Genomic DNA, 19,854 nt, shown 5'->3' with positions numbered 1-19,854 from the left:
TAAAAAATAATTTGTCAAGTAAAATATATTTTAACCTTTGTAAAAAATACAAATATGTTACTATTTTATACAAAAATGTGTAAAAATAATTAAAAATATGCAATATCATAAAAAATATGCAATGATTATACTTTTTATAATTCTGTGATTTTGGTAGGTTTTTGGTAATTTTTGGTGGAAAATTTTTAGAATCAAAAAAATTCAAAAAGAGGAAGTTAAAAAAGTCAAAACAAGCTAGATTTTACAAAATCTAAAAATCCTAACTATCTAGTGCTTCTCGCACTTCGCGTGCAAATGTGGCGATATAGCTTACGCATTGTTCTTTGTGTTGCTCACAGATTTTCATTATCGCGCTACCGATGATTACGCCATCTGCATATTTGGCTACTTCTTTTGCTTGGGTGGCATTTGAGATTCCAAACCCCACAGCCACAGGCACGCTAGAGGATTTTCGTATCTCGCCAACCATAGATTCTAGCCCTTTGTCAAACTCGCTTCGCATACCCGTAACGCCTAGCGAACTCACACAATAAATAAACCCGCTTGCTTCTTTGGCTATCATATCTACTCGGCTTTTGGAGCTGGGTGCGATGAGTGATATAAAATCCACTCCATACTTTTGACACGCCTTTGCAAAAACGCCCTTTTCCTCATAGGGCACATCAGCCAAAATCAGCCCACCCACGCCCAAAGACGCCATTTGCGTGATAAATCTATCTACGCCATAAGCACACACGATATTTGCATAAGTCATAAAGACAAGTCGCGTTCTTGTTTTATCTCGCACTTTTTTGACTAGAGCAAATACTTCTTCACAATGCACGCCGTTTTGCAATGCTTGTGCACTTGCTTTTTGGATAGTTTCCCCCTCTGCCACAGGGTCAGAAAAAGCAATCCCTATTTCGATAATATCTGCTCCGTTTTGCTCTAGCGCGTAGATGATTTGCTCGCTTAAATCTAGGCTAGGATACCCGCAAGTGATAAATGGTATAAAGGCTTTTTTACCTTTTTTGTCAAACGCCCCGCAAAGCGCGTATTTGGAATCTAGCTTATTTCCCTTAGTCATAGATTTTCTCTCCTCTATATCTTGCTAGTGCGGCGCAGTCTTTGTCCCCTCTGCCTGATAGGTTTACTACGATTATTTTGTCTTTTGACATTTTGGGAGCTATTTTTAGGGCGTGTGCTAGGGCGTGTGCGCTTTCTATGGCGGGGATTATCCCCTCCATTTTTGAGAGGTATTCAAAGGCTTCTACCGCTTCATCATCGCTGATAGGCACAAAATCCACTCTCCCACTATCGTGTAAGTAGGCGTGCTCTGGTCCTATGCCCGGGTAGTCAAGTCCTGCGCTTATGCTATACACAGGTGCGATTTGCCCAAAATCATCTTGGCAGAAATACGACTTCATTCCGTGAAAAATGCCTACTTTTCCCGTGCTGATAGTTGCAGCGGTTTCTATAGTGTCTATGCCTTTACCTGCGGCTTCTATGCCGATAAGATTGACATCTAAGTCCTCCAAAAAGTGATAAAACGCACCAATAGCATTGCTACCACCACCCACACAAGCTAGCACAATATCGGGCAATCTACCCTCTTTTTGGAGTATTTGAGATTTTATCTCACGCGAAATCACGCTCTGAAAATCCCGCACAATCGTTGGAAAAGGGTGCGGTCCCATAACAGAACCTAGCACATAGTGTGTGTCATCTATGCGTGAGGTCCACTCCCTCATCGTTTCGCTTACTGCGTCTTTTAGCGTGGAAGTCCCGCTTGTAACGACATTTACTTTCGTACCTAAAAGTCGCATACGATAGACATTTAGTGCTTGTCTTTTGGCGTCTTCTTTGCCCATAAATATTTCGCACTCCATTTTCATTAGCGCAGCACCTGTGGCGGTGGCTACTCCGTGCTGTCCAGCTCCTGTTTCGGCGATTATGCGAGATTTGCCCATTTTTTGCGCAAGCAAAATCTGTCCTAGCACATTGTTGATTTTGTGTGAGCCTGTGTGATTTAAGTCCTCTCTTTTTAGGTAGATTTTTGCTCCACCCAAGTCGTTGCTCATAGCTTGTGCAAAATACAGCAATGATGGGCGTCCTACATATTCTTTTAGCAATCTATCTAGTGTAGTGCTAAACTCCTTGTCATTTTTGTATGTTTCATAGGCAGATTCTAGCTCCAATACCGCATTCATAAGTGTTTCTGGGATAAATCGCCCTCCATATTCGCCAAAGTATCCATTTATGGCTTTCATTGCGGCACTCCTTTGTTTTGTAGGGATATTGTTGTGGATTTTGGTTGTTTTACGCATTTATTTTTGTGTAGCTTTTTTGTGGTTTTATTTTTTGCGAGCTTTTTTTACACTTGCTTTGCAGGCTTTTAGAAATGCTCCACGCACAGCTTTTGATTCTAGCACTGCTAGTCCTTGCGCTGTCGTGCCTGCTGGCGTGGTAACCGACTCGATAATCTCTTGGGGTAGCGCACTATCTAAAAGAAAAGCAAACCCCTTAAAAGTCTCTCGCACAAGTGCTAGAGAATCGCAGCGAGATAGCCCCTCTTGCACGCCTGCGTCTATGAGGCTTTGTGCTACAAGCGCGATAAAAGCGGGCGAAGAGCCACTTGTAGCAATCGCGCTATCAATTAGGATTTCGCTATTTACAAACACCGCATTGCCAAAACTTTGGATTATTTCTTTTGCTTCTTGCTTGAAGTCGCAATTATCGCTAGATAAAAACACTGCTGTGGCGGAGTGGCAATATTTCGCCCCCACATTTGGCATAAGTTTGACAAAGTATTGCGACTTGATAAAAGAGCTCAATGTAGCGATATTTACCCCTGCAAGCGTGCTATATGCGCCCCTTGCGACACCCTCATAGCTAAAGCTAGAAAGTCCATAGGGCTTTACGCAAAGCAGGGCGATTTTATCTTGCAAGTTGATTGTTTGGGTGGCAGAGTTTTTTTGGGAATCTTTTGATAGTGCTAAATCTATCGCTTTAGCATTTTTAAGCGCGTTTTTTCTCACAAAATCTTGTGCTTTTTTAAAATCCCTGCCACAGATTTCAAGCGTGTATTTGCCTTGCTTATCTAGTGCGCTTGCAATAGCACTAGCCATATTTCCATAGCCTATGATAATGATAGTTTGGGGAGTTTTTGGCATTATTTTTTCCTCATTTTTTTTTGTGGGATTTTTTTATTTGGATTTTACTTCATTTTTAGGATTTTGCTCTAGTGCGGCATACAAATCCTCAAAACTCTCATCAAAGAAAAATACATTTTTTGCACCCATTTCTACAAGCTCGCTTCCTATCATCGCCACAGTGTAGCCCGAGTAGCAGTGAAGTAAAAATTTTGTATTTGGATTAGATAAAATCTCGCGCGATAGGCTTTCAAAATCACTGATATTTTTTGCACCTTTTATGTGTTTTTGCTTGTAGTCTTTCTCTTGGCGAATGTCTATGATTTGGGCTTGTGTGGTGGAGTCTAGCGAGCTATCTTTGTTAAAATTTTGATTAGGATTTGGGCTAGAATCCTCATAAAATTTTTGGATTTTGGCTAAATCGCTTGATAAATCTCCACTCAAATCATCGCTAAAAACAGCCATAGCTAGCGAAAAATGCGCTGGTGTTTTTCTCATATATGTTTGCCTTTGTGCTGCTTATCACACGCCCCTTAGCTGTTCTAGTCGTTCGCGCTTTGTGCCAATATCTGTGATTTGTATGCCGAAGTTTCCATCGACTATGACTACTTCGCCTTTGGCTATGACTTTGTTGTCAATAAGCACTTCTAGCGGGTCGTTTGCAAGCTGATTTAGCTCTACGACACTGCCTATATCCATAGAGATGACATCTTTTAGTAGCATTTTCTTTTGCCCTATGCGGACTTTTACGGTTAGGTTTACATCAAGTAGCATACCAATATTGCGGATTTCTTCTGGGCTTAGGGCAGGGTGAGCCCCTCCTGTGCTAGCTGCAGGGCTAGCACTCCCTCCCTCAAAGTAAGGCACTAGCTCTTTTGAGATAAGTCCCACATAGCTAGAATTTGCCCTATTTAGCGAGAAAGATAGCTCATAAGCATTGCTAAAATCTGCTAGCTTTGAAGCGTCATCTATCACCTCAATTCCTACTATTTCAAAATCTAGATTTGGCAAATCGCCTTGAGATTTTAGCGAAGTAGCTATTGCGCCAAAGACATTAGAATTTATTTCCTTTGTGGCGTCCAAATCATCGTTTGTAGCTTCACTTTGGCTGCTCCCCTCGCCACCTAGCATCAAATCACTTAGTGCTGTTACAAGCTCGATAGGCGTTATAATCCCTGCTTTTGCACTCACATCGCCACTGACATTTATCGTAGTAAAAGCACAAGGAAATGTGCTTACAATATCATTTACACTGCCACTTCTTTTGAATTCTACGCTTGGTGCATTGCCTGTCAAGCCCTCAATGGTAGAAATAGTCTCTTGTATGAGTAGCTTAAAAAATGGGCTATCCATTTATGCTTCCTCCTTTTTGGCTTTTTTTGATTTTGACTTTTTGGGTGCTATGTTTGTGATTATGTGTGCGATTATGGCTTTTTGATTTTATCAAAATCTTTTTTGGATTCATTTTGGTTTTCCTTTTTTTAATCCTCTTCTTCTTCCTCATTTTCGGCATCTTCGATTTTGTTTTTGCGCTGTGTTTCAAGCATTTCAAGAAGCTCTTTGACTTTGTCTTTTTCGGTTAGGATTTCTTCTTGGATTTTTATAGATTTGCGGAATCTTTGCAAGCCAATATTTGCGCGATATTTTTCACGCCCATCTATGCTTACGATGACATCATCGCTTGCAGGTTCGTTTAGTCGTATCACATCGCCTACTTGCAAGTCTAGCACTTCTTTTAGCGTGAGATTTGTCCCACCGATAAATGCTTCTACGCCCACATCTGCACCACCGATTAGGGCTTGTAGCTCTTTGTTGCGTGATTTTTTGGAGTTTGTCTCGCCTAGATTTACATCTCGGCTACCAAGTCTAGGCAAAATCGATTCTAGTGAGATGACAGGATAACAAAAGTTTATCATACCGCTAGAATGCCCTATGATAAGCTCCATTACCACCATTATTACGATTTCGTTTTGCGCGACAATCTGCACGACATTTGGGCTTGATTCTTTTGCATCAATGCTTGGATACATATCTGTTATGGAGCTCCACGCTTCTTTTAGTGTCTGCATCACTTGTCGCAAAATCGTATCAAGCAGATTTATCTCAATGTCGCTAAACTCGCGTGAGTTGTCATAAGGGTCGCCTTTGCCACCCAAAAGTCTATCAATCATAGGAAACACAATGCTAGGATTTATCTCTAGCACGCCCGTGCCATCAAGTGGCTTCATCGAGAAAACATTGAAACTCGTAGGGCTTGGCAAGCTCATCAAAAACTCGCCATAAGTCATCTGGTCTACGCTATGGAGCTGAATCTCCACGATAGAGCGCATAACCGCTGAAATCTGGCTAGAGAGCGCACGCGCCATTTTGTCGTGGATAGAGCGAAAGGCGCGAAGCTGCTCTTTGCTTACGCGGTTTGGTCGCTTGAAGTCATATAGCGTTACTTGTCGCTGTGGAAGTATGTCGCTACGACTAAGCGTATCATCATCTTTGCCATCATCGACTGCTTCTAGGAGAGCGTCTATCTCTTCTTGACTTAGTATATCAGCCATTTTGTTCTCCTAATGAAAATCGAATCTTTTTTATCACTTCTTTTGCGATTTGTGAAATCCTAGATTCTGTTATGTGCAAAATATCTTTGATTTCACTTAGGCTTAGCTCCTCTAAAAAATAAAGCTGGATTATTAGCTGTTCTCGCTGTGGAAAGGTTTTTAGCACGGATTGGATTTTGGCTACGAGCTCTTCTTTTTCAAGTTTGTCAATGATATTTGTGGGCTCCATAATGTTGTATTGCTCATCGATTGGCACAAGCACATAAATATCAGAAGCGATTTTTGCTTCTTTGATTTTGTCTATGCTTTCATTTAGCACTTTTGCAAGGTATTCATCACTTGGCTCTTCCTCGTGCTCATTGAAATATTTGCTGACTTCTGCGTCAATAGCTTTGATGAGTTTGCGCGAAGAGCGTGAGACGACATCAAGCGCACGCAGATAGTCAAGCATAGCTCCATACACGCGAGATTTTGCATAGCCCCAAAAAGAATCATTTAGATTTTCATCATATCGCCTTGCTAGCTTTAGTAGCTCCTCTGTGCCGATAGAGATAAGCTCGCTTACTTCGAGATGTGCAGGTAGCCGCTCCTTTATGCGATATGCCATAGCTTTGACAGCGGGCAAGTAGGCTACGGCTAGCTCATCTTGGCTATTTTGGCTGGCATTTTTGTAGGCTTGTGGTATCACGGGAATCCTTATTTGTGCTTTTAAGCAGGATTTAGCTCAAGGGCGTTTGTGGCATTATTGGCTGGGGTGTTTTGTGCTGTTTGTGCGATAGTCTCTTGCTCCTCACTTAGCTCAAAGCTAGAGATAAATCGCGCAATCGCTCTAGCTTCTTTCTCCGTGTGGTCAAACTCGCCGTCAAAATAATCAAGCTGTTGCTCAATGTAGTCTTTATTTGTAAGCATAGAGCTAGGTTTGGGGTCTTGGATATAAGTATAAACTGCTGCCATGGTGAGAGAGATGAGATACATACATATCGTAACGATAATAAGGAGAAACAAAATAAGTTCGGGCTCATCAAATTTTACCAACCCTATCGTTAGCCCGATGAAAAATCCCGCGACAACAGAGAGATTGATAAAGTTTGAGAGACGCATTTTTACCCTTTAGTGGTATTTATTGGATTTTCTCACTTGTTTGGAAAAGATTTTATCGCAATATAATGCTAGAAACAAGCACTAGCACAAAAACTACTCTAAAAACTCTTGCTTAGAATCTTATCTCTGGGGTTATAGAAGCACTTGAAGCGCACTCTTTGAAACCCTCTTAAGAACACTTAAGAAAATCCTACAAATAGCCCAAAATCCGCTTAAAGAAACTCCCAACGGTTTCTGTTGGTTTTTCAAGCATATTATGTTCCATTTTATCGACAAGCCTTTTTGCGATTGTCTGCATAGCGGTAGAAAAAATATTATTTGGCTCAACTTTGCACATTATTTTCCTACGCAAAATCGCTTGCTTAAGGGCGTTATTTACGGTAAATCCACCCAAAAGCTGCAAGCGCAAACCCGGGATATTTTTTTGGGCGACTTTGTAAATCGTGTCAAACACTTGGGTAATCTGCGTTTGTGTGTTTGCCATATTTACAAGCATCATACATTCATTTGTGAATTTAGAATTTACCTTTAGCATAGCGTAGGCATCGGTTTTTGATGAGGGCTCTGGAGTTGTGATTACGATGATATAATCACTTGCGCGCAAAAACGCTTGTGTCATATTGCTTATCCCCGCACCTGTATCTACCACGACATAATCAAATAGATTCCAGATATCCGTATCCCCCGCAAAATCCTCAATCATATTTGTCGAAGAATATCGCAAAATCTCCTCCCCGCTATCCCCCGGTATGAGATAAAGTCCATTTTCGATTTCATAGATGACTTCTCTAAAATCCACTTCGCCTTTTAGTGCGTGCAAAATATTTTTTTCTGTCTTTACGCCAAAGATTAAGTCCAAGTTCGCTAGCCCAATATCCGCGTCAAACACCCCCACGCGATAGCCCATTTTGTGTAGGCAATACGCAAGATTTGCCGAGATGTTTGACTTCCCCACACCTCCCTTGCCCGAAGTAACGGCAATAAATTTCGCCGTAGTTTTTCTAGGGGATTTCATCATAGATTCTAAGTTGTGTGCTTGATTCATTTTGTTTCCTTATCAGGGTAAAAAAACCCGCCCATCAAACAATCGGCGAGATAATTATTGTCTGCTACAATCACATCGCTTGGCACTTCTTGCCCTACGCATAGGTAGCTTATGGGCTTTTTTGTCTCATAGACGAGGGAAAATATATTGCCAAGCCCGCGTGCTTCATCAAGTTTGCTAAAGATAAGCGTATCTATCTCTAGCTCACCAAACGAGGAGTAAGCGTCTTTTAAGTCCTCATACTTGGTGCTAGCTGATAGCACGAGCGTTACATCTATCTTATATTCGTCATTTTTGACAAACTTTTTAAGCGCGTTTATCTTTTGCTTATCGTATTGAGAATGCCCAGCAGTGTCGATAAGTATATAATCACAATACCTTATCGCTTCGATTTTATTCAAAAAATCGCTTGGCTCGCTTACAGAGTCGATACTTAGCCGCATTTTGCGAGCATACCAAGCAAGCTGCTCCATAGCACCTATGCGGTAGTCATCTAGTGTGATGATGCCAACTTTCTTTTTTTGTGGCAAAATCTGCGAAAATCTAGCTGCTAGCTTTGCGATAGTGGTGGTTTTGCCAACTCCTGTGGGTCCTACAAACATCATTATTTTTTTGCCTACACCACTTTCTTTGCGGCAATATATCATTTTTCTCATCACTTCGCGGAAATATCGCTTGATAGTCGCACTTTGTGAGCGCATTTTGAGTGGCATAAATTCTAAACTTAAGCGCATAATCTCTTCGATATGGTCTTTATTCATACCGCTTGCTTTGGCTATGCGATAGATTTCGGCAAACTCTTTTGGCACTTCTATACCCATACTTGGACGCTTCTCCTCCCAAAGTGTGTTTTGGATAAGCTTGATTTTGTCATTTAGGGATTTTAGCTCGCTATAAATGTCCTTAAATGCACCAGATTCTAGGCTTGCTTGAGAGTTTGCCTGCTTTGATTCTATGGTATCTAGCAGGGCTTGCCCAGCTTGTTGCTCGCCTTGTGTGCGGGCATTTTTGATTTTTTTTAGCGCGCTTTTTAGGGCTTCTTTGTTGTCTTTGGATATGACTTTGGGGCTTATCTTTTTTGGCGCGAGCTGTTTTCCATTGTTTAGATTTTGGCTGATATTTTGGATAGATTCTAGGGTGTTATACGCCCTTGCTTGCGCGTAGGCATTTGCCTTACCAAAGTCATTTGCTTCATAGTATTCACTAAAATCAAATCCATACTCATCATCTGTGCTTTCCACATTTGCTAGATTTTGTTCTTCTAATTGGCTGTATGTTTGCGTGTCTTGCTCTTCCTCCTCTTCCTCGCGTAGCTCGATTTGTGAGGTTTGTGGCAAGATGAGTTTTTCGCTTTTTTTACCACGCCTTTTGTTAGCTGTATTTACAGGGCTTGGTGTGCCCATTACTTCGCGGATTTCTCGCACTGCGTCTGAAAGCTGTATGGTTACATCATCATCTAGCATTTTGCTTAGATTTTTTTGTCGTTTTTTCTCGGCAAACTCCCTCTCTTGTATCTCGCTAAGCCTGCGCTTTATGCTGTTTTTGGGCAGGGATTCTATGTTTTCTGTATCTTGGGTTTGCACATTTTGGGGAGAATCCACACCACTGCTTAAAGCCACTTCATCACTTACCCCCACCACGAGTTCGTATAGTCCTGCTTGGTTTAGCGATTTTTTGCGAACTTCTTTGGTTTGGATTATCATCGCATCATCGCCTAGTGCGTCTCTAGCCTTTTTTAGTGCTTCTGCAGGAGTTTCGCCACTAAAAGTAAAAGTTTTCATTTTTGCCCCTTATTTTGCTTTAAGTCTTTGGATTTTGTGATTTTGCAAGCGTATTTTTGCATTTTGCCCCTGCTGATATAGCGAGCAAAGCATAGGTATAAGCACACTTGCGCGGTTGTGATAGCTAGGGTGCGGAAGCGTGAGATATTTCGCCCTAAAGATACAATCGCTATAAAAAATAATATCAATATCAATCGTTCTTGGTGCGTTTTTGAACTCCCTTTTGCGCACTCGCCCAAATTTTCGCTCGGCATAAAACACAAGCGCGTAGATTTGCAAAAGGCTAAGTGAAGTGCTAAGAATTATGAGGGCATTATAAAAATGCGCTTGATTAGCGTAGCCAAAGGGAGGATTGCGATAAATTGGAATTGTAGAAAAGCCAAAAATCCTAGAATGTGAAGCAAAAAAGCAAAGCAAATGCCAAAATCTAGCCAAGATTTTATCTTGCGTGCCGATATTTGCTCCTATGCCCAAAACTACGGATTTTGAAGCCTTTGAAGCTAATGTTTTTGAAGTGTGGCTTTTTGAAGCAGGGTTTTTTGAAGTGGGACTTTTTTGAGTGCAGGTGCTCGGGAATCCTTTTGTGCAGATGATTTGATGAAGTTCATTCATCGTGTTTTTATCTTTATTTGCTTTTGTCATCTTTGCTACGCTTTTTATTTATTTTTGGATTCTAGCATTTCTTTGGCACGATTTGCGATGCCTTGGGCACTAAATCCAAAATGCTTAAACAGCTCATCGCCCTTGCCAGAGTGTCCAAAACTATCCATTCCTAGCACACTATCAGCAAAAGCATATAGCTCTAGCCCTCTTAGAGCTTCCACAGCTAGCACTTTGCCACCAAGCAAGGAATCTACATATTCCCTATTTTGCAATGCCAAATCAAAGCAGGGCATACTAACCACACGAGTGGGAATCCCGCTAGATTCTAGGATTTGTGCTGCGCTTAGGCAGGTATGCACCTCGCTACCGCTTGCAAGTAGAGTTATTTGAGGTGTCGTATTTTTAGATTTTTGTTCGTTATCTTTGATGATATACGCACCTTTTGCGATACACTCTACGCTACTAGATTCTAGCACGGGTAGATTTTGCCTAGATAGCACAAAAGCACAAGGCGTGCTAGAATGCAGAGCTACTTGCCAGCAAGCGATATTTTCGTTTGCATCTGCGGGGCGAAAAACAAGCAGATTTGGCATAGCGCGGAAATGGCTTAGCTGCTCAATAGGCTGATGAGTAGCTCCATCTTCGCCCACACCGATAGAATCGTGTGTCCAGATATAAAAAACCTTAGAGCGCATAATGCTCGCCACACGCACACTCGCAGCCATATAGTCGCTAAATACAAAAAATGTCGCACAAAATGGCAAAAACAGCCCATAGTTTGCTATACCATTGCATATCGCACCCATAGAGTGCTCTCGTATCCCAAAGTGCGCTATTTTGCCATTTGGGAAATCCCCCTCGTTTTCTAGCGCGGTGTTATTGCTCGGTGCTAAGTCTGCGCTACCGCCCAAAAACCCCAAAACCTCTTTGCTAATCGCATTTAAGATTTTGCCATTGCTTGAGCGCGTAGCTACACTCGCACCCACTTCAAATCTAGGATATTTTATCGCGCTAAAATCAGGGTGGAGTAATGCTTCTAAAATCTCTTTGTCATTTTTGCTTAAGCCTTGTTCCCATTGTGCTTGCAAACTTGCACCGACTTCTTGAGTAGTAGCAAAGCCAAATCGCACTTCATCGCTTATATAAAACGATTTGGTGCAATCTAGCCCCGCTTCTTTTTTGGCTTTAGCCAAAATCTCTGCCCCCAGCGGTGCGCCGTGAGTTTTGTGGCTACCCTCTAGCGTGCTAGCTCCTTTGCCGATAGTGGTGTGGGCGATGATGAGAGTAGGGGAAGTGGTATTTGCCCTAGCTTGTGCCAAAGCGCAGTCTATGCTAAAAAAGTCGTGCCCATCGCACTCATACACGCTAAAGCCTTGCGCTTCAAATCGTGCTTTGACATTTTCGCTAAAAGCCACTCCTACTTCGCCCTCAATAGTAATATTGTTGCTATCATAGATGATGATTAGGTTATTTAGCTTATGATGTCCTGCTAGAGAGGCTGCTTCATAGCTGATTCCCTCTTGCAAATCCCCATCGCCACAAATGCAATAGACTTTGTGATTTAGGATTTCGTCTTTTTGTGTTTTGTCTTGCGAGGAGTTTTTGTCAAAGAGATAGTTAGCGTATTTTGCACTTAGGGCAAATCCTACCGCGTTTGCTATGCCTTGCCCTAGCGGTCCTGTGGTAATTTCTACGCCTTGAGTTAGGGGATATTCGGGGTGTCCGGGAGTTTTTGAGCCTAGTTTACGAAAACTGCGTAAATCATCTAGGCTAATATCAAACCCCCACAAATGCAGTAGCGAGTATAGTAGTGCACTAGCGTGTCCACCGCTAAAGACAAGCCTATCTCGGTTTAGCCATTTGGGATTTTTGGGATTTAGCGCGATGTGATAGCTAAGCGTGGTGGCGACTTCAGCTAGTCCCATAGGAGTGCCGGGGTGTCCGCTATTTGCCCCCTCGACAATATCAGCGCACAAAAAGCGTAGCTCTTTTGCCATTTGCTTTAGTAGGGGTTCGTTTTGCTTGGACAGTTTGGTTAGATTTTGTGGGAGTGTATCGGGTGTGTTTTGGGATTTTTGCATTTGGCACTACCTTAAATTTATATTTTTTTTTGCGCTAAAAATCACGCAAAATGTCGCTTCAAGTAAAATTTCTATGTAATTGTGCCAAAAAAATCTTATAAAATCTCTTAGCTAGGCAGAAGTTTTTGAAGTTTTGGGAAGTGTTTGTGCGTTTTTGTTGTGTATTTTGGGATTTTGGTTAGATTTTGGCACTTTTTGTGATAAATCATCATTTAGAGTGTGGGTAAAAATATGATTTTTATAAGATTTTGCCCCACTACGCTTTTGTTTTTGCTTTTATATTGCTTTTATCTAGGATTTTGCTTTTTTGTGCGTTCTTTGATTTCTGCGATAGCTTCTACGACTATACCCACGATGAGATTTAGCACCACATAGCTTATGATTAAAATAAAGCTTATAAACACTATCCAAGCGTAAGGATATACTTTGATTATGGGTAAAGCTATGTTTGAGCTCCAGCTATCTAGTGTCATTATCTGAAAAAGCGTATAAAAGCTAATCCCTAAAGTCCCAAAAAATTGCGGAAATGCCCCACCAAAAAGATTTACACATAGCACACCATACATATAAAAAAACACCAAAATCAAAGTCAAAATACTTACTAGACTTGGCAGGGTGTGAAGCATTGCTTCTGTGATTAGTCGCATTTGTGGAAGCACAGATACAAGTCGCAAAACCCGAAAAATCCTTAGTGAGCGCAAAACACTCATTTCACTTATCCCAAAAATACTAAGTGCTATGATGATAAAATCAAAAAGATTCCACCCTTTTTGATTTTTGTCTATAAAAAATCCAAACCCAAAAGCAAAGATTCTCAAAAACAATTCAAGCGCAAAAATACCTAGACAAATTTCATCAATGACATTTAGGATAAGCCCTGCATTTATCCTAAAATACGCAGAAGTCTCTAGCCCAAGCGTGATAGCATTTATAACGATGATGAGACTAATCCCAAAGGCATATATTTTTGTGTCAAAAAATTTTCTAAGATTTTTTCTTAATTTATGCAATACATTTGACATTTGTTTGTGCTTCTATCCTTAGTGTCGCTATTTGCTGATGATTTAGCTAAAACTCAAACTCTTTTTGCAAGATTCTCTCTTGTATCTCATCATAGAGAATCTTATACATTTCTAGCTTATGCAAGTTAGCTTCCCTAGACATCAATTTTTTCTTTGTAGTTGCTTATAGAAGTCGATTCGTGCCTACAAATTATGCTGTTGCACCTGTAGTAATGCTTTTTTTGCCAACTGCATAATACTCTAGTTTGGTGCCACCCAACTCGTTATCTTTAACTTTTTTTGATATAACATCACGAGATAAAACCTCGGTTTTATACTCTTCAAAGCAAAGGTATTTTTTGCATTTTGGACATTTGGTAGACAAAATCGAAAACAAGAAAATTAAAACAACGATAAAAAAGCCCAAAAAAAATGCCACAAGCGCATTCCATACCTTTTCATCATCCGAAATCACAAAGGTTAAAAGCCCAACTACAAATGCAATACCAATAGCCCATAAAACACCCCTACGAAATGCTTCTGAAAAACTCATCTCTTTACTCCTCGTAGATTTGGTATTGTTATTTTTGTAGCTTGTCTATTGCTTCATCTATCGCTTTTTGATTGGCACTATTTTGTGCTTTTAGCGATTTTAGAAACTCCACTGCCAAATCCCAATGCAGTATAAACCATTGCGGTTGCCCGTTTCCTCTAGGACTTAGGGGATATGGGTTTGCTAAGCCACTCCAGCGCATACCCACAGAGTAGCATTCATTTTGTTTATCCCAGCCAAAAGCCACTGAGAAATGAGGGTTTTCATAAAGCACTTCACACCCTGCTTCATTGAATGGATAGAATTCTGCCATTTTCTCTCCTTTTTGAGGTAAATCAAAAAACCGAGCGATTATACAAAAAAAAAAAAAAGCCTTGTCAAGGGGTAGAAGCTAGAAAATATACAAAAAATGCAAAAAACCAAAAATACAAAAAGCTAGGAAAATCTAAAAATGGCAACAAAACATTTAAGCGACTAAAAATTTAATAAAAGATATAAAGAACCTAAAAAATAAAAAGCCTAAAATCTTGTGCCAAAAATGCAAAAAGCATTAGGGATATATTTTTGATTTTGGTAAAATTTACATAAAAACAAATAATTTTTTATATAAACACATATTGTGTTTAATAATTTTGCTTATAATCCAAAATTTTAAGATTCCACCAAAAGGACAACAATGAGCAATCCACAGACAAATTTCCCACGAACAAACATTTTGGGATTCCCGCGAATCGGGCAAAATAGAGAGTTAAAAAAGGTTTTAGAAGCGTATTGGGCTGGTAAGGCAAGTGAGAGCGAATTGCAAAGCACAGCAAAGGATTTACGCGCTAAACATTGGAAATTACAAGCTGGGGCTTTACAAATAAATGGCAACACAAAAGGGCTAGATTTTGTGTGTGTCAATGACTTTAGTTTCTATGACAATGTGCTTGATTTAGCCTACGCGCTGGGCGCAAAACCAAAGCGATTTGAGAATCTAGACGGCTTAGAGGGCTACTTCGCCCTAGCTAGGGGGCACAAAAGTGGCGTGGCGTGCGAGATGACAAAGTGGTTTAATACCAACTATCACTATGTCGTGCCAGAATTAAGCATAGATGATAGCTACCGCGCCGATGCGAGCGGCATAATCGCGCAGTATAAGGAAGCCCTAGCACTTGGATACAAGCCAAAAATCAACCTCATAGGGCTTTTCACATTTTTCGCGCTTAGCAAAATCCAAAAGGGCGAGCCTGCCGAAGTGTTTAAGAAAGTCAAATCCGCGTATTTGGACTTAATCGATGAGCTAGCCACGCTAAAAAGCGGTGGAAATGAAGTCATCATCGAGTTTAGCGAGCCTATTTTTGTGCGCGGGTTTGATGCGGGGATTTTCGGGCTAGAGTGTAGCAAGGGCGGAAGTGCGATAAAGTGCATTTATGATTCTATCACAGAGAAAGGCATTACCGCGATTGTAAGCACATTTTTTGAGCACAGCAAGGAGCTAACCGAGATTTTGCTTGATACCAAAATCTATGGAATCGGGCTAGACTTCCTCACAGGGGCAAAGAATTTCGACTCGCTTGAAGCAATCGCCAAAAGCGACAAAGTGCTTTTTGCAGGGGTAATCGATGGGCGCAATATTTGGGTAGCAAACCTTGAATCAAAACTTTCTACTTTGGAGCAAATCGCCAAAATCGTGCCAAAAGAGCGAATCGTAGTGTCTAGCTCTTGCTCACTACTTCACACGCCTTTTAGCAAGGAGGGCGAAGAGAGTGGCAAAATCCCAAGTGAGATTTTATCGTGGCTTAGCTTCGCGCGTGAGAAACTAAGCGAAATCGTGCTGCTTAATGAAGTCTTTAGAAATGGTGTAACTAGCGAGACAAAAAGCGCGTGGGAGCAAAACAAAGAGGCAAATCTATCCCGCGCAAAATCTACTAAGACAAATAATCCCAAAATCCGTGAGCGCGTGGAAAAAATCGCAAAAAAAGAGCGCGATTCAGAATTTAAAAAGCGCATAGCAATTCAGCGTGAAGTGCTAGGCTACCCTGATTTAGCCACCACGACTATTGGCTCATTCCCTCAAACGCCCGAACTTCGTGCCCTAAGGCTAGGATACAAAAAAGGCGAAATCAGCCCAAGCGAGTATGAAAAAGGCATAAAGGAGTATATCATCGATTGCGTGCGATTCCAAGAGGAAGTGGGGCTAGATGTGCTTGTGCACGGCGAACCAGAGCGCAACGATATGGTGGAGTATTTTGGCGAGCAAATGGAGGGCTTTGTATTCTCTAAAAACGCGTGGGTGCAAAGCTATGGTTCGCGTTGTGTCAAGCCACCTATCATCTATGGCGATGTGGCGCGACCAAAGGCGATGACTGTGGAGTGGATAACCTACGCCCAAAGCCTTACAAGCAAAATAATGAAAGGAATGCTAACAGGACCCGTTACAATCCTAAATTGGAGCTTTGTGCGCGATGATTTAAGCCGTGAGGCGGTGTGTAAGCAAATCGCGCTAGGAATCGCTGATGAAATCAACGACTTGCAAAATGCAGGGGTAAAGATAATCCAAGTCGATGAGGCGGCGTTCAAAGAGGGCTATCCGCTTCGGGCTGAAAATATCAAAGAATATGAGCGGTGGGCACTCGAGTCGTTTAAAATCTCTACGGCGGTAGCAAAGGACGCTACGCAGATTCACACGCATATGTGTTATAGCGAGTTTAACGACATTATCAAAACCATAGAAGCCCTCGATGCCGATGTGATAAGCATAGAGACTGCGCGAAGTGGCAATGAGCTACTCAAAGTCTTTAAAAGCGTGGGCTATGCAAACGAAGTGGGACCGGGCGTGTATGACATTCACTCCCCGCGAATCCCTAGCGTAGAAGAAATAGTCGCCCAAATCAAAGCCCTGCTAGAAGTGCTACCAAAAGAGCAACTATGGATAAACCCAGACTGCGGACTAAAAACGCGCAAATGGGAGGAAGTAAAACCGAGCCTAAAAAATATGGTAGAGGCGGTGAAAGTGGTGAGGAAAGGCTAAAGGCGCGTGTGTTTTAGGGCAGTTTAGGGCAAGTGTATGGCACTACAATCTTTTAGCTTTATTGATTTATTTGCGGGGCTAGGTGGGATTCGATTGGGCTTTGAGTGCGCAGGCGGGAAATGTGTGTTTTCAAGCGAATGGGATAAATCCGCCCAGCAAAGCTATTTTGCAAATTTTGGCGAGATTCCTTATGGCGATATTACCCGCATAGATTCAAGCGAGATTCCACATTTTGATATTTTGTGTGCGGGGTTTCCTTGTCAGCCCTTTAGCATTATCGGCGATAAGCAGGGATTTAGGCACGAGACGCAAGGCACACTATTTTTTGAAATCGAGCGGATTTTGCGCGAGGAAATGCCCAAAGCCTTTATGCTAGAGAATGTGAGAAATCTCATAAGCCACGATAAAGGCAGGACTTTTGCAATCATTTTGGAGCATTTAAAAAATCTAGGATATTACACGCATTATCAAGTGCTAAACGCGCTTGATTTTGGCTTGCCACAAAAGCGCGAGAGGATTATTATTTGTGGGTTTAGAGAGAATGTGGATTTTGCCTTTCCGCTTGGTGCGCGTGGGAACCAAAGCGAAGCAAAAAATCTAAGCGAAATTCTAGAATCTAGCGTAGATAAAAAGTATTTTGTGAATGAAACGATAAAATCCTCTCGAATCGCACGAATGAAAAAAGAGATTGCAAAGCCATATATCACGCACGAGAATGTCGGCGGTAGCATAACGCCTCATCATTTTTCTTGTGCACTGCGTGCGGGGGCGAGCGCGAACTACTTGCTTGTAAATAATGAGCGTAGATTAAGTGAGCGCGAAATGCTGCGATTGCAAGGATTTCCAGAATCTTATAAGATTGTCGTGCCTTATAGCGCGTTTAAAAAGCAAATCGGCAATAGTGTGGCTGTGCCTGTGATAGAAGCTGTGGCAAAAGAAATGCTAAAGGCACTAAATAATTTTAGCAAAAAGCAACGCAGTAAAAACACGCAAAGTGCGCATATCAAGGCTGTGTAATGGCACGCACTACGCAACAAAATGACTTAAAAGAAGCAAAAACCGCACTTGATGCTGTCATAAAAAAATCACGCATTCATTTAATCACGGTTAATATGAATCCACAAAAAGCGCCATTGCTAAAGGAGTTTAGCGACTTTGCAAAATCTGTGATAGGGATAGATGAAACAACGCTAAAAAGCACGCAAAACGCGCATTTTTACCGCTTAGGCGTTACAAATGCGGCAGATAGAGGGCTTGATATGTATGCAAACTTTGGGGTAGCGGTGCAAATAAAGCATTTAAGCCTTGAAGTGCAAATGGCGCAAAATATCACGCAAGGTGTGCGAAGTGATAAAATTATCATCGTTTGCAAAGAAGCCGAAAAAGATATAATCTCATCGCTACTAGCACAAATTGGCTATGCGAGCAAGATTGTTAGCATTATCACAGAATCTGATTTGACAAAGTGGTATGAAAAGGCACTGCGCGGAAAATATGCAAATAAGCTAGGCGATGAAGTGCTAAAAAACTTGCAAGTAGAGATTATGGAGGAGTTTCCTCCGACAAAAGATTTGCCAAAAATACTTACTGATAGGCATTATGAGGCATTATCTAAAGATGAGATATTTACATTTTAAGCAGGGGTGGCGATGAGTAAATTTTGTGATAGGGATTTTGGTGTTGATTCTTTGGTGGATAAAATCCGTGCGGATAGAGCGTTTTTGAGCTTTGAGCTCACGCCTCCGCTTGGTGGGGATACAAGCGCGTTTTGCGCTAAAATCAAATCCGCGCTTGGAGAAAGTCTTGATTCTAGAAATGTGTTGCAAAAAAACGGAGATTCTCAAGCAATATCTACAAACGCACCACAAAGAAGCACACCACAAAAAAACGCGCTAGACAAAGCCGAGATTTCCAAAAACGCGTTGCAAAAAAAAGCCACACTGCCCAATGCCACGCAAGTAAAAACACTTAGCGATACAATCGATGCCTTTGTCTGCACGGATTCGCCTTTAGCGCGCTTCAAACCTAGCTCGATTCTTAGCTCTATCAAGCTCCAAAATGCCCTAGATAAGCCACTTATATGCACGCTTTCTATGCGCGATAGGAATTCTATGGCATTGTGTGGCGAGATTTTGGGGGCAAATGAGCTTGGACTGCGGGCGTTTCTCTCCCTCACGGGCGACCCTATAAAGCTAGGCGATTGTGCCGAGTCTAAGGGTGTGTTTGAGGAAAATTCTTTGAAACTCGCGCGGATTATTAGGGATTTAAATTCTGGAATTGCGCTAAATGGCAAGCCTCTTGCAAGTCCTGTTAGCAAAATCTATAACTTTGCTGTGATAAATTCCTACTCCAATAATCCCACTTCGCTTGCCACCAAAATCAAGCGCAAGCTCGCAAACGCGCCAATTTGCGCGTTTTTTACCCAGCCAATCTTTGCGCGACAATCAGCGGAGTTTTTGCTAGAGGCACTAGAGAGTGCAAAGCGCGAAGTAGCGCGAGGCTCTGCACAAGAGGGCGTAAGCCAAGAGCGCGAAGCAAACTGCCAAACAAACAAAGACACGCAAATTATCTTTGGGTTTTTCCCTGTGCTTAGCTTTCGCGTGGCGGTATTTTTGCGCGACAAACTGCCCGGGGTGTATATCCCGCAAGAGTGGTTAGAGAAGCTAGAGGGCGCGAGCGCAAAAGGCAAAGACTATGAGCGCGAAGTGGGGTTAGAGCTATCGCGCAGAGTGTGGGAGGACTTGCATAATTTGTGTAACTCTGCACCCAAAATCCACTTTATGAGTAGCAATCACATTGAACTTTTGAGGGAGTTTTTGTAATTTTTGCCCGCAGATTTTTTGTGTAGAGAATTTGCAAAAAAAAATAGTGATAAAAATACAAAAAAAATCTTTCTAAAAAAGTTTTTTTGCAAGAAAAAAATACTAAAAAGTTTGTCAAAAAAAATGATAGTTTTTTTTGACTTGCTAGATTTTGTTTATTTTGCTTCCTGC

The 19,854-nt window shown here is 41.6% G+C and carries 19 protein-coding genes; 4 read left to right on the top strand and 15 right to left on the bottom strand.

The annotated features are described in order from the left end of the window. Positions 1-259: 259 nt before the first annotated feature. From trpA to CQA40_RS04905, 15 genes are all read right to left on the bottom strand, one after another. Positions 260-1,066, bottom strand: coding sequence for a tryptophan synthase subunit alpha (gene trpA / locus CQA40_RS04975; RefSeq protein ID WP_115519816.1), 807 nt, complete (start codon positions 1,064-1,066; stop codon positions 260-262). After that, complete coding sequence (gene trpB / locus CQA40_RS04970) at positions 1,059-2,249, bottom strand: tryptophan synthase subunit beta (RefSeq protein WP_115519815.1); 1,191 nt, start codon at positions 2,247-2,249, stop codon at positions 1,059-1,061. The genes trpA and trpB overlap by 8 nt, the downstream gene beginning before the upstream one ends. 84 nt (positions 2,250-2,333) lie before the next feature. Then, positions 2,334-3,152: a pyrroline-5-carboxylate reductase gene (locus tag CQA40_RS04965; protein WP_115519814.1), complete on the bottom strand. Its 819-nt coding sequence runs from the start codon at positions 3,150-3,152 to the stop codon at positions 2,334-2,336. Between the two features lie 33 nt (positions 3,153-3,185). Further along, positions 3,186-3,629: a rhodanese-like domain-containing protein gene (locus CQA40_RS04960; protein WP_115519813.1), complete on the bottom strand. Its 444-nt coding sequence runs from the start codon at positions 3,627-3,629 to the stop codon at positions 3,186-3,188. 24 nt (positions 3,630-3,653) lie between these two features. Beyond that, positions 3,654-4,484 (bottom strand): flagellar motor switch protein FliY, encoded by an 831-nt coding sequence (gene fliY, locus CQA40_RS04955; protein WP_115519812.1) that lies wholly within the window; start codon positions 4,482-4,484, stop codon positions 3,654-3,656. 128 nt (positions 4,485-4,612) lie between these two features. Further along, positions 4,613-5,683: a flagellar motor switch protein FliM gene (fliM, locus tag CQA40_RS04950; protein ID WP_023927797.1), complete on the bottom strand. Its 1,071-nt coding sequence runs from the start codon at positions 5,681-5,683 to the stop codon at positions 4,613-4,615. Further along, complete coding sequence (locus tag CQA40_RS04945; RefSeq protein ID WP_115519811.1) at positions 5,676-6,383, bottom strand: RNA polymerase sigma factor FliA; 708 nt, start codon at positions 6,381-6,383, stop codon at positions 5,676-5,678. The genes fliM and CQA40_RS04945 overlap by 8 nt, the downstream gene beginning before the upstream one ends. 8 nt (positions 6,384-6,391) lie before the next feature. Further along, the gene (locus tag CQA40_RS04940) at positions 6,392-6,784 is read right to left on the bottom strand and encodes a hypothetical protein (RefSeq protein WP_115519810.1); all 393 of its coding nucleotides are present in this window, start codon (positions 6,782-6,784) and stop codon (positions 6,392-6,394) included. Between the two features lie 190 nt (positions 6,785-6,974). Continuing rightward, complete coding sequence (locus CQA40_RS04935) at positions 6,975-7,829, bottom strand: P-loop NTPase (RefSeq protein WP_023927794.1); 855 nt, start codon at positions 7,827-7,829, stop codon at positions 6,975-6,977. Continuing rightward, the gene (flhF, locus tag CQA40_RS04930) at positions 7,826-9,148 is read right to left on the bottom strand and encodes a flagellar biosynthesis protein FlhF (protein WP_408941411.1); all 1,323 of its coding nucleotides are present in this window, start codon (positions 9,146-9,148) and stop codon (positions 7,826-7,828) included. The genes CQA40_RS04935 and flhF overlap by 4 nt, the downstream gene beginning before the upstream one ends. A gap of 471 nt (positions 9,149-9,619) precedes the next feature. Beyond that, complete coding sequence (gene folK / locus CQA40_RS04925; RefSeq protein WP_115519809.1) at positions 9,620-10,252, bottom strand: 2-amino-4-hydroxy-6-hydroxymethyldihydropteridine diphosphokinase; 633 nt, start codon at positions 10,250-10,252, stop codon at positions 9,620-9,622. Positions 10,253-10,266: 14 nt separating this feature from the next. After that, positions 10,267-12,294, bottom strand: coding sequence for a transketolase (gene tkt / locus CQA40_RS04920; protein ID WP_115519808.1), 2,028 nt, complete (start codon positions 12,292-12,294; stop codon positions 10,267-10,269). 287 nt (positions 12,295-12,581) lie between these two features. Beyond that, positions 12,582-13,316, bottom strand: coding sequence for an ion transporter (locus tag CQA40_RS04915; protein ID WP_115519807.1), 735 nt, complete (start codon positions 13,314-13,316; stop codon positions 12,582-12,584). Positions 13,317-13,506: 190 nt separating this feature from the next. Then, complete coding sequence (locus CQA40_RS04910) at positions 13,507-13,848, bottom strand: hypothetical protein (protein WP_115519806.1); 342 nt, start codon at positions 13,846-13,848, stop codon at positions 13,507-13,509. A gap of 28 nt (positions 13,849-13,876) precedes the next feature. Next, positions 13,877-14,161, bottom strand: a complete 285-nt coding sequence (locus CQA40_RS04905; protein ID WP_115519805.1) for a hypothetical protein — start codon at positions 14,159-14,161, stop codon at positions 13,877-13,879. Between the two features lie 363 nt (positions 14,162-14,524). On the opposite strand from CQA40_RS04905, the gene metE reads away from it, so the two are divergent. The 4 genes from metE to CQA40_RS04880 are packed head-to-tail and all read left to right on the top strand — an operon-like array spanning position 14,525 to position 19,683. Continuing rightward, on the top strand, positions 14,525-16,861 hold the full coding sequence (gene metE / locus CQA40_RS04895) for a 5-methyltetrahydropteroyltriglutamate--homocysteine S-methyltransferase (protein ID WP_115519803.1): 2,337 nt from the start codon (positions 14,525-14,527) through the stop codon (positions 16,859-16,861). Positions 16,862-16,897: 36 nt separating this feature from the next. After that, positions 16,898-17,878 (top strand): DNA (cytosine-5-)-methyltransferase, encoded by a 981-nt coding sequence (dcm, locus tag CQA40_RS04890; RefSeq protein ID WP_115519802.1) that lies wholly within the window; start codon positions 16,898-16,900, stop codon positions 17,876-17,878. After that, positions 17,878-18,498: a HaeII family restriction endonuclease gene (locus CQA40_RS04885; protein ID WP_115519801.1), complete on the top strand. Its 621-nt coding sequence runs from the start codon at positions 17,878-17,880 to the stop codon at positions 18,496-18,498. The genes dcm and CQA40_RS04885 overlap by 1 nt, the downstream gene beginning before the upstream one ends. Positions 18,499-18,510: 12 nt before the next feature. After that, a complete protein-coding gene (locus tag CQA40_RS04880; RefSeq protein WP_115519800.1) occupies positions 18,511-19,683 on the top strand; it encodes a methylenetetrahydrofolate reductase in 1,173 nt (390 codons plus the stop codon). Positions 19,684-19,854: the final 171 nt, after the last annotated feature.

The organism is Helicobacter sp. MIT 01-3238 (assembly GCF_003364135.1).
Taxonomy (GTDB): Bacteria; Campylobacterota; Campylobacteria; order Campylobacterales; family Helicobacteraceae; genus Helicobacter_B.
Note: the sequence above shows the minus strand (reverse complement) of the source record. Positions and strands in the feature narration are given on the sequence as shown.